The 7,806-nt window shown below is 64.2% G+C and carries 5 protein-coding genes and 1 tRNA gene; 4 read left to right on the forward strand and 2 right to left on the reverse strand.

Annotated elements, in window-relative coordinates:
* The first annotated feature begins 281 nt into the window (after nucleotides 1–281).
* The gene (locus MTBSS4_RS18680) at nucleotides 282–2,570 is read left to right on the forward strand and encodes an AAA family ATPase (RefSeq protein ID WP_173984877.1); all 2,289 of its coding nucleotides are present in this window, start codon (nucleotides 282–284) and stop codon (nucleotides 2,568–2,570) included.
* A gap of 126 nt (nucleotides 2,571–2,696) precedes the next feature.
* On the opposite strand, the gene MTBSS4_RS18685 is transcribed toward MTBSS4_RS18680, so the two are convergent.
* The gene (locus MTBSS4_RS18685; RefSeq protein WP_173984878.1) at nucleotides 2,697–3,704 is read right to left on the reverse strand and encodes a site-specific integrase; all 1,008 of its coding nucleotides are present in this window, start codon (nucleotides 3,702–3,704) and stop codon (nucleotides 2,697–2,699) included.
* A 131-nt stretch (nucleotides 3,705–3,835) separates the two neighbouring features.
* Nucleotides 3,836–3,912 (reverse strand) — tRNA-Arg (locus MTBSS4_RS18690).
* A gap of 302 nt (nucleotides 3,913–4,214) precedes the next feature.
* Between MTBSS4_RS18690 and MTBSS4_RS18695 the strand changes: the two genes are divergently transcribed.
* The 3 genes from MTBSS4_RS18695 to MTBSS4_RS18705 all read left to right on the forward strand — a co-directional run bounded on the left by MTBSS4_RS18695 (nucleotide 4,215) and on the right by MTBSS4_RS18705 (nucleotide 7,607).
* Nucleotides 4,215–5,228 carry an adenosine kinase gene (locus MTBSS4_RS18695; RefSeq protein WP_173984879.1) on the forward strand — a complete coding sequence of 338 codons (1,014 nt, stop codon included), beginning with the start codon at nucleotides 4,215–4,217 and terminating at the stop codon, nucleotides 5,226–5,228.
* 1 nt (nucleotide 5,229) lies between these two features.
* Entirely contained in the window at nucleotides 5,230–7,050 is a 1,821-nt protein-coding gene (gene typA / locus MTBSS4_RS18700) for a translational GTPase TypA (RefSeq protein ID WP_173984880.1), read from the forward strand.
* A 95-nt stretch (nucleotides 7,051–7,145) separates the two neighbouring features.
* The gene (locus tag MTBSS4_RS18705) at nucleotides 7,146–7,607 is read left to right on the forward strand and encodes a ligand-binding protein SH3 (protein ID WP_173984881.1); all 462 of its coding nucleotides are present in this window, start codon (nucleotides 7,146–7,148) and stop codon (nucleotides 7,605–7,607) included.
* Nucleotides 7,608–7,806 lie beyond the last annotated feature (199 nt).

A 7,806-nucleotide genomic window follows, 5' to 3' on the forward strand; every position in this document is an offset into this window, starting at 1 on the left:
GAGCGGACGGGTGGCTTTCGAGATAGCGTGCCATTGCAGCAAGTCTAAAAACTCGGGATGAACTCCTATCGGACACCCAGGCGGCATTCTGCCGGTGCGTCCGCACGCCGTAGCCGGGCGGTGCATTAGAAAATAAAACTCCAGATTGTTCATGGCGGCCGTCGTTGTTATCTTTGCGGCTACCGCTCATTCCGTTCGGCCGTCAACGTCACCGCCATGCTGATTCTAGCGCACTCGGACTGGGATTGTTGTCTTGGGAGATGGGGGCTAGAGAGCATGCCATGCTGAAGAAGATTGTCGCCATCAAGAATGTCGGACGGTTCCGTAATTCGGGCGCCAAGGGTGACACCCACCTGGCGAAGTACAGCCATGTGTTCGGCGCCAACGGTCATGGCAAGACCACCCTCTGCGCAATCCTCCGTTCACTGCAGGCCAACGACCCCGCCCATCTTCTGGGGCGCAAGACGCTGGGCGCTGTCGACGATGCTTCGGTCGAATTGCTGGCCGACGCGGGCAACATCCGCTTCGACGGGAAGAAGTGGTCGGCCGCCTACCCGGACATCGCCATCTTCGACGGCACCTTCATCTCAGAGAACGTCCATTCCGGCGAGGTGGTCGAGACCGACCACAAGCGCAGCCTCTACCGCGTCATCATCGGGTATGACGGTCTTCATCTGGCCGAGGAAGAAGCGCACCTAGCCGCCGAAAGTCGCGCACTGACCGGCCAGATATCGGGGGCCGTCAAGGGCCTCACCCACCATGTCCCCAAGGGAATGTCCTTGGACCAGTTCATCAAGCTGGCGCCCGAACCCGAAATCGACGCCAAGATCGCCACCCGGCAGCGGGTGCTGGATGCGGTCAAGGAGGCGGGGCAGATCCAGGCTCGCAGCCCGTTAGCCGAGATCGGCGTGCCGCAGCTGCCGAACGGTCTGGATGGACTGCTGGAGAAGACCATCGATGAGATCGCCGATGGCGCCGAGAAGCAGCTAACCGATCACATGGCAGCACACGGCATGGGTGCTGATGGGCAGGGGTGGATTCTCCACGGCATGGCGCATGCCGACGGCGACACCTGCCCATTCTGCGGCCAGGACACCAAGGGATTGCCGCTGATCACCGCCTATAAATCGGTGTTCAGCGAAGCCTACAAGGCCCTGAAGGCAGACGTGAAGGCATTCAGGGATCATGTGGTCGCCCAATTCGGCGAGGTTGCCGTCGGCCGGTTGACGGCCATGGCCGCCCAGAACCAGCGCGACGCCGATTATTGGCGGACCCATTGCGACATCAACGAGGCGTCCGTGGCGATGCCTGCTGGCTTCTCAGAGGCCGCCCGAGCGCTGGGGCAGGCTGTCCTTGAACTTTTGGACCGGAAGGCCCAGGCGCCCCTGGAAAGGGTGTTGCAGGACGACCGCGTCGAGAACGCCTTGAAGCAGTTCCGGGCGGCCGAGGCGAGCGTGGGGGCCGTCAACGCGGCGATCCGCGCCGCGAACACCGCCATTCAAGCGAAGAAGGCTGAGACGGGCGCCGCCGACGTGGCCGCCGCCGAACAATCCCTGGCGCATCTGTTGGCAGCGAAGAAGCGGCACGAGCCTGCTGTCGCCAAGGATTGCGAGGAGTATGTCCGCCTGACTGCCGCGAAGGCGAAGGCCGAGGACGACAAGACCAAGGTCCGCGACCAGCTGGATGCCCATACGGCAGCCGTCGTGAAGCCTTACGAGGGACGGATCAATGCCCTTCTCGAATCCTTCAATGCCGGGTTCAAGATCGGCCAGACCAAGCATGCCTTCCCCGGCGGCATCGCCACCTCCAGCTACCAGATCATCATCAACGAAACGCCCATCGATCTGGGTGACGGGAAGACGCCCGTTGATCGCCCGAGCTTCAAGAACACCTTGAGCGCGGGCGATCGGAGCACCCTGGCGCTGGCCTTTTTCCTGGCCCACCTGGAGCGGGACGGGAATCTGGCGAAGAAAATCGTGGTTTTCGATGACCCCTTCAACAGCCAGGACCGCTTCCGCCGGACCCAGACCATCCACGAAATCAGGAAGATCGGCGCCAGGTGCGAGCAGGTGATCGTGTTGTCGCACGATCCGGCATTCCTGAAGGAATTGTGGGAGCGGGTGCCTGCGGCCGAGCGGTCGGCCCTTCAAATCGCCAACACCCATGCCCACGGGTGCAAGATCAACGCCTGGGACATCGAGCAGGACAGCCAGGGGAGGTCGGCGAAGGAGATTGCTGACCTGCAAGGCTACGCCACCACGGCCGATGGCAAGGTCCTGGACATCATCAAGAAGCTGCGGCCGGTCTTGGAGACCCACTGCCGCTCAACCTTCCCCGGTTACTTCGGCGACAAAGACTGGCTCGGAGACATCGTTCGGAAAATCCGGGAAGGGGGCGTCGATCACCCGGCGCACGCCCTCTATGACGAACTCGACCAGATAAATGGATACACGTCTGCCTTCCACCACGGTGAGGACGTGAATGCTCAAGCTGAGCCAGAGATCGATGCCACCGAGTTGCTCGGCTTCGTCTGCCGGACCCTGAAGGTGGTCAACGCCCTGCCAGCCTGAGGGGGGAGCCTGGGGCCCGCGTTTATCGCCTGATTTCCTTCTCCGACCATTTCGGTATCCAGCCCAAGCGGGTGGGTAAAGTGGAGGTGGGCTGATTATCATCACACTGGTTCGGCCAGCACCCCACTACTCCATTTTCTTGGCCAAATCGCTTGCCCGCAGGTTCGTATACCGCTTCAGCATCTGCAAATCCTGGTGCCCGGTGACAGACGCCACCTCCATGATGTTCCAGCCACGCTCGAACAGCCGGGACGTGGCTTCATGGCGCAGGTCATGGAAGTTGAAGTGCCCCATCCCCGCCCGCGACCTGGCGCGCTCGAATGCCTGCTTCAGCCCTTCAGCGGTGGTGCCGATGACGGCGCCATCCGGAGGGCGGGCTTCGGCGCCGAGTTCCCACAGCACCTCATAGGCCCGAGGCGAGAGTGGGATATGGCGGCCTTTGCCGGTCTTGCTGTCAGGGATATGGGCATGGAGCCGATCCAGATCGACACAATCCCAGCGCAGGGCCAGAAGCTCGCTCCGACGGAGGGCGGTTTCGACGGCTAGGATTACGGCGGGCACCAGCCAGGGATTGCGGGCGTCGCGGCAGTGCTGGAGGAGCTTTTCCTCCTCGCCCGGCTGAAGGCGGGTGTCGCGGGCGTCCCGCACGGTGGGGCGGCGAACGTCGGAGATCGGGTTTTCCACCATGCCGTGGCTCTTGCGCACGGATTCGATGACGGTGTGCAGCAGTCCCAGTTCGCGCTTCACCGTTCCGGCCACCACGGTCTTCAGGCGTCGGTCGCGGTAGTCCTCGAACAGGCGGGTGGTGAGGGTGGCGAGCGCATGCGCGGCCAGCTTGGGCTCATCGCGCAGGAAGCGGGTAAGGCGAAGGCCCTCATCCCGCCCGCCCTTGTGCGTGGGGGCCACATCACGGATGTAAGTTTCCACGGCTTCCCGGAAGGTGGTCCGCTCCGCCTTGGTCCGGTCAACGTGGACCTTTCGAACCATTTCGCTTTCGATGACCGTCGCCCAGACCTGGGCATCGGCCTTCCTGTCGAAGGTGCGGACTTGGGGCGGGTAGCCCTTCTTGCGGATTTGCACCTGCCAGCCGATCAACTGGCCGTCTCGATTCCGTCGTTCAAGGAAGGTTGCCATGGGGCCTCGCGCTGCAATTTGCGCTGCAAATTCGGCGCTCAGTGCAGCGCAATTGCAGCGAAAATTCAACAGCAGGATTTCTGCTGAGGCCCGGCAATCCGCTAAGTCATTTATTTCATTGGGAAAGAAATTGGCGCAACCGATAGGATTCGAACCTATGACCTCTGCCTTCGGAGGGCAGCGCTCTATCCAGCTGAGCTACGGCTGCGCGGGTCTCGCCAAGGTCAAACAAGGGCGAGAGGCGAGGTTTATAGCGCAAGGGCGCCGGTGTGGGAAGGGGGAAGGTGCTGATCCGAGCGCCACCCTCCTTGCGGCCTCGGTCGCAGGTTCGAATCCCGCCGCCGGCCCCGATTGTGGCCGGGGCGCGGTCTCGCCGGCATGGTTTTTGTTGTTTATGACGGGCCGGACAGTATACTGCGCCGCAAAATGCCTCCCCCGACGGGCACCGACGGCCCCGGAGGCCGCCCGACCCGCTTTCGGGCCAAGACTTGCGAAAGGCTGCTTTAGACCATGGCTGACCACAGCACCCACGTCGCCGGCATCGGCAACGCGATCGTCGATGTGCTTGTCCACGCCGACGACCTGCTGCTGCACAAGCTGGGCCTCGCCAAGGGCGTGATGACCCTGATCGACGCCGACCAGGCCGAGACCATCTACGCCCAGTTGCCCCCGGGCATCGAGTGTTCCGGCGGGTCCGCCGCCAACACCATCGTCGGCATCGCCGGCCTGGGCGGCCGCGCCGCCTATATGGGCAAGGTCAGGGATGACCAACTGGGCCAGGTGTTCCGTCACGACATCCGCAGCTCCGGCGTCCGCTTCGACACCCCGGCCGCCACCGGCGGCCCGTCGACGGCCCGCTGCTTCGTGCTGGTCACTCCCGACGCCCAGCGCACCATGCTGACCTATCTGGGCGCCTGCGTCGATTTCGGCCCCGACGACATCGACGGGACGGTGATCGGCAACGCGGCGGTCACCTATCTCGAAGGCTATCTCTACGATCCGCCCGCCGCCAAGCAGGCCTTTCAGCAGGCCGCCGCCATCGCCCACGATGCCGGAAAGATGGTGTCGCTGTCACTGTCCGATCCGTTCTGCGTCGACCGCCACCGCGACGCCTTCCTCGACCTGGTGTCGGGCCATGTGGACATTCTGTTCGCCAACGAGGCCGAGCTGTGCTCGCTCTACCGGACGGAATCGTTCGACGACGCCATCCGCAACGTGCGGGGCCACTGCAAGGTGGCGGCGGTGACGCGCGGCGCCCTGGGATCGGTGGTCGCCACCGACGAGGACGTGCATGTGGTTGGGGCCGACACCGTCGCGCAGGTGGTCGACACCACCGGCGCCGGCGACCTTTACGCCGCCGGATTCCTGTTCGGCTTCACCCAGGGCCGCGACCTGCCCATATGCGCCATGCTGGGCGGCATCGCCGCCGGGGAGATCATCTCCCACTTCGGAGCCCGCCCCGAACATCCGCTCAGGGAGCTGGCGCGGGCCAAGCTGGGCGCCAACACTTTCGAGAATATGTGACATGGAACTTCGTAACATCGCCATTATCGCCCACGTCGACCACGGCAAGACCACCCTGGTCGACGCCATGCTGCGCCAGTCCGGGACCTTCCGCGAGAACCAGCAAGTGGCCGAGCGCGTGATGGATTCCAACGACCTGGAAAAGGAACGCGGCATCACCATCCTGGCCAAGGCCACCTCGGTGGAATGGAAGGGAGTGCGCATCAACATCGTCGACACCCCCGGCCACGCCGATTTCGGCGGCGAGGTGGAGCGCATTCTGTCGATGGTCGATGGCGTGGTGGTGCTGGTCGACGCGGCCGAGGGGCCGATGCCCCAGACCAAGTTCGTCACCGGCAAGGCCCTGGGCCTGGGGCTTCGCCCCATCGTCGTCGTCAACAAGGTCGACCGCGGCGACGCCCGCCCCCACGAGGTGCATGACGAGTGCTTCGACCTGTTCGCCGCGCTGGACGCCAACGATGACCAGCTCGACTTCCCCACCCTGTTCGCGGTGGGGCGCGACGGCTGGGCCGACGACTCGCTGGAAGGCCCGCGCAAGGATCTGTCGGCGCTGTTCGACCTGATCGTCGCCCATGTGCCGCCGCCCAAGCGCGATCTCGACGCGCCGTTCTCCATGCTGGCCACCACCTTGGAGGCCGACCCCTATCTGGGCCGCGTGCTCACGGGCCGCATCTATTCCGGCACCGCCCGGCTGAACGCCCAGGTCAAGGGGCTGTCCCACGACGGCACCGTGCTGGAAACCTTCCGCATGGCCAAGATCCTGGCCTTCCGGGGAATCGAGCGGGTGCCGGTGGACTTCGCCGAGGCCGGCGACATCGTCGCCATCTCGGGTATGACCAAGCCCACCGTCGCCGACACCATCTGCGCCCCGGAAGTGACCGAGCCGCTGAAGGCCAATCCCATCGATCCGCCGACCCTGGCCATGACCTTCTCGGTCAACGACAGCCCGCTGGCCGGCCTGGAGGGCGACAAGGTGACGTCGCGCATGATCGGCGCCCGCCTGGCCCGCGAATGCGAAAGCAATGTCGCCATCCGCGTCAGGGAGACCGCCGGCAAGGACGCCTTCGAGGTGTCCGGGCGCGGTGAACTGCAACTGGGGGTTCTGATCGAGCAGATGCGCCGCGAGGGCTTCGAGCTGTCGATCTCGCGCCCCCGCGTCCTGTTCCAGACCGACGAGGACGGCAAGCGGCTGGAGCCGATCGAGGAAGTCTTCATCGACGTCGACGAGGAATATTCCGGCGCCGTCGTCGAGAAGATGAGCCTGCGCAAGGCCGAACTGACCGGCATGCGTCCCTCGGGCGGCGGCAAGACCCGCATCACCTTCCTGGCCCCGGCCCGCGGCCTGATCGGCTATCACGGCGAGTTCCTGACCGACACCCGCGGCACCGGCCTGATGAACCGCATGTTCCACGGCTACGCCCCCTACAAGGGCGCCATCGAGGGCCGGCGCAACGGCGTGCTGATCTCCAACGGCCAGGGCGAGGCGGTCACCTACGCCCTGTGGAACCTGGAGGATCGCGGCGCCATGTTCATCACCGGCAACGTCAAGATCTACGAGGGCATGATCATCGGCGAACACAACCGCCCCAACGATCTTGAGGTCAACGCCCTGAAGGGCAAGCAGCTCACCAATATCCGCGCCGCCGGCAAGGACGAGGCGGTGAAGCTGACGCCCCCGCGCAAGATGAGCCTGGAACAGGCCATCGCCTATATCGAGGACGACGAACTGGTGGAGGTGACGCCCAAGTCCATTCGCCTCCGGAAGCGCCTGCTCGATCCCAATGAGCGCAAGAAGGCCGAGCGCGCCGCCAAGAACGATTAGGGTTTCATCTCACGGTTTTTCACGGGCATGGTTGACGGCCGGAGGCCGGCCTCCAACATTAGAGTCATCGAATGTTGCCCGTGGGAGACTGAGAGATGCTGATCGAAGGCCTGACCTCGGACGGAGTTGTCACCGTCAACCGGGTGGTTCTGCGCCAGGGTTACACCATCGACGACCTGGAGGAGCGGGTCGCGGTGCTGTGCGAGAACGTCAAGACCTGGCATTCCGAAACCGGCTTCATCGGCGGCTTCGTCTGCCTGAATTCCGGCATGATCTCCAACGAGGGCTCGGACGCCGGCAAGGCGGTTGGCTCGCCCCTGGCTGGACGCGAAGCGCTCATCATCACCTTCTGGCGAAGCTTCGAGGAGCACGAGCGTTCCCATCGAAGCGACACCTTCCAGCCGCTGTTCCGCAACGTCGTCGATCTCTGCGAGAACGGCAACGAGGAGATCGCCTATACCCTGCTGTGGCAGGGCAAGGCCTATACCCCCGACGAAGCCCGGGCGGCCCAGCGCGCCAAGACCGCCCACGCACATCCGCCGCAAGACCTTGCTTAATTTATAAGCTTGCAATGCCGGCGCTGCCTTAAAAATAAACAGGGCCTTGGCCCCCACGGCGTCCCCGCCGGATCGGCGAAGCCAAATCCCCCGGAAACCCTCGACTGGCATGGTTCTTGTTATGCAGGAGGACAAAGCCGGCCGTCCCGGCCGGTCCGTTCTCTCGCTCCGCCGTTTCGGGGGTTACCATGAGCCATCG

The organism is Magnetospirillum sp. SS-4 (assembly GCF_902729425.1).
GTDB lineage: Bacteria > Pseudomonadota > Alphaproteobacteria > Rhodospirillales > Magnetospirillaceae > Phaeospirillum.

Excerpts from the sequence above, each read along its gene's own strand:
- MTBSS4_RS18680 (WP_173984877.1), top strand. The coding sequence starts at position 282 with ATGCTGAAGAAGATTGTCGCCATCAAGAATGTCGGACGGTTCCGTAAT.
- MTBSS4_RS18685 (WP_173984878.1), bottom strand. The coding sequence starts at position 3,704 with ATGGCAACCTTCCTTGAACGACGGAATCGAGACGGCCAGTTGATCGGC.
- MTBSS4_RS18695 (WP_173984879.1), top strand. The coding sequence starts at position 4,215 with ATGGCTGACCACAGCACCCACGTCGCCGGCATCGGCAACGCGATCGTC.
- typA (WP_173984880.1), top strand. The coding sequence starts at position 5,230 with ATGGAACTTCGTAACATCGCCATTATCGCCCACGTCGACCACGGCAAG.
- MTBSS4_RS18705 (WP_173984881.1), top strand. The coding sequence starts at position 7,146 with ATGCTGATCGAAGGCCTGACCTCGGACGGAGTTGTCACCGTCAACCGG.